General features: G+C 57.2%; 2 protein-coding genes. Both read right to left on the reverse strand.

What is annotated here, in order from left to right; all coding sequences use genetic code 11:
• Positions 1–140: 140 nt before the first annotated feature.
• Positions 141–278, reverse strand: coding sequence for a hypothetical protein (locus C446_RS19495; RefSeq protein ID WP_193363525.1), 138 nt, complete (start codon positions 276–278; stop codon positions 141–143).
• A gap of 1,097 nt (positions 279–1,375) precedes the next feature.
• A complete protein-coding gene (locus C446_RS05965) occupies positions 1,376–1,669 on the reverse strand; it encodes a hypothetical protein (protein WP_152419383.1) in 294 nt (97 codons plus the stop codon).
• Between the last annotated feature and the right edge of the window lie 39 nt (positions 1,670–1,708).

The following is a 1,708-nucleotide window of genomic DNA, read 5'->3' on the forward strand; positions in this document are numbered from 1 at the left end:
GACGCAATTTCCTGCTGTCTTATGCATGTCTTTCCTTCGGCGATTTTGTTCCGCTGATACCACTGTTTATGTTGAAAACACGTCAATTGCGGTGCCTCAGCGAATAGTCACCTGACTAGGCCCCCACTCGAGGGACGTGTTCAGGCGGGGTCCCAGGATGTGATTTCTGCCTCGCTAGACCAGTAGTTCTCGTAGAGGTTGAAGGCAGACTGTGAGAGGAACCCTTTGTACGATCCCCACCCGGAGACCCGGAACCCGGCAGGCGGGTGCAGTCCCATCAACAGGAAGCAGTCCCGGATCTGATAGGCCAGATGCGAGACGACGTAGTGCTGGAAGGAGGCGATTTCCGCCGGATCNTCGAGGGACGTGTTCAGGCGGGGTCCCAGGATGTGATTTCTGCCTCGCTAGACCAGTAGTTCTCGTAGAGGTTGAAGGCAGACTGTGAGAGGAACCCTTTGTACGATCCCCACCCGGAGACCCGGAACCCGGCAGGCGGTTGCAGTCCCATCAACAGGAAGCAGTCCCGGATCTGATAGGCGAGATGCGAGACGACGTAGTGCTGGAAGGAGTCGATTTCCGCCGGATCGAACGCCATCAGTTCCACACGAACGTCGGGTTTGCGGCCGACTCCCGGCTGGCCGCCACGTTCGTACTGTTCGTTCCCCGCTGAGTCGTAGTGAAGCACGTGCATGTCGGAGACGGCTTCGACATCGAAGAGCAAGTCGTCCATCGCTTCCTGTGGCACGTCCCCGTTGGTGGCGACTGCCGGTGTGTCCGGATCACCATCGAAGCGGGCGAGGAACTGATCGAGGACCGGTGGGTCAAACGTGAGTGGATCGGGCTGGATGTAGACGTCTTTCTCGTAGATGATNGTCCGGATCACCATCGAAGCGGGCGAGGAACTGATCGAGGACCGGTGGGTCAAACGTGAGTGGATCGGGCTGGATGTAGACGTCTTTCTCGTAGATGATGGTATCATCGGGATCGGCGTCCTCGAACGGCAACTCAACCGGCTCGTCGTTGTAGTGGCGCTGGAGTTGCTCCTCGATATCCCCGAAGTACTCGGTGAACGCTTCGGATGGCAGCGCTGCGACTGCCAGCAGGCTAGCCATCAACACGTCGGGGTTTTCTCGGCGTTTGAGCGTCTCGTAGCCGCGTTCGCGGTAGACGTGCCACTTGGCGAACCGACGGGCCTGGCCTGTGTGTGCGTTCTGGGTGTTCGTCCGTTTGGCGGACTTATCGGGATAGCCGTCCTGGTTGTGGGCCGTTATTTTCCCGTCCGACTTCCGAACGTCGATCACATGTTCTACGCCGTTATTATCGATCACACTCAGACCAAACAGGTCGTCAGTTTCTCCTGTGATTTTTCCATCCATTATTGAACACCGTCGTTACTTCGACTGTTACCAGCGACATTGTCGCCCTCGCCAGTGTCGGCAAGTTCGTCGAGATCCACTTTACACTCTTCGAGCCACTCTCTGGCGTCGTCGCGGACAATCTCGAAGATTTCGGCCGCACGTTCTTCTAGGGAGCCGTTAGTCTGTGTCCAGACATCCTTGAGGTCCTCGATGCTCGAAATCTCGCCTTGCCGGAGTTGGGAGATTGTCTGGACCATCCGCTCGTTGACGTCGAACTCTTTGGCCTCTGCACCGACGTCTTTGGCGGTCAACACGTCGCCACCATCTGTCTCTTATACACATCTCTGATG

The sequence above is a fragment of the Halobiforma nitratireducens JCM 10879 genome, from assembly GCF_000337895.1.
Classification (GTDB): domain Archaea; phylum Halobacteriota; class Halobacteria; order Halobacteriales; family Natrialbaceae; genus Natronobacterium; species Natronobacterium nitratireducens.

Excerpts from the sequence above, each read along its gene's own strand:
- C446_RS19495 (WP_193363525.1), bottom strand. The coding sequence starts at position 278 with ATGGGACTGCACCCGCCTGCCGGGTTCCGGGTCTCCGGGTGGGGATCG.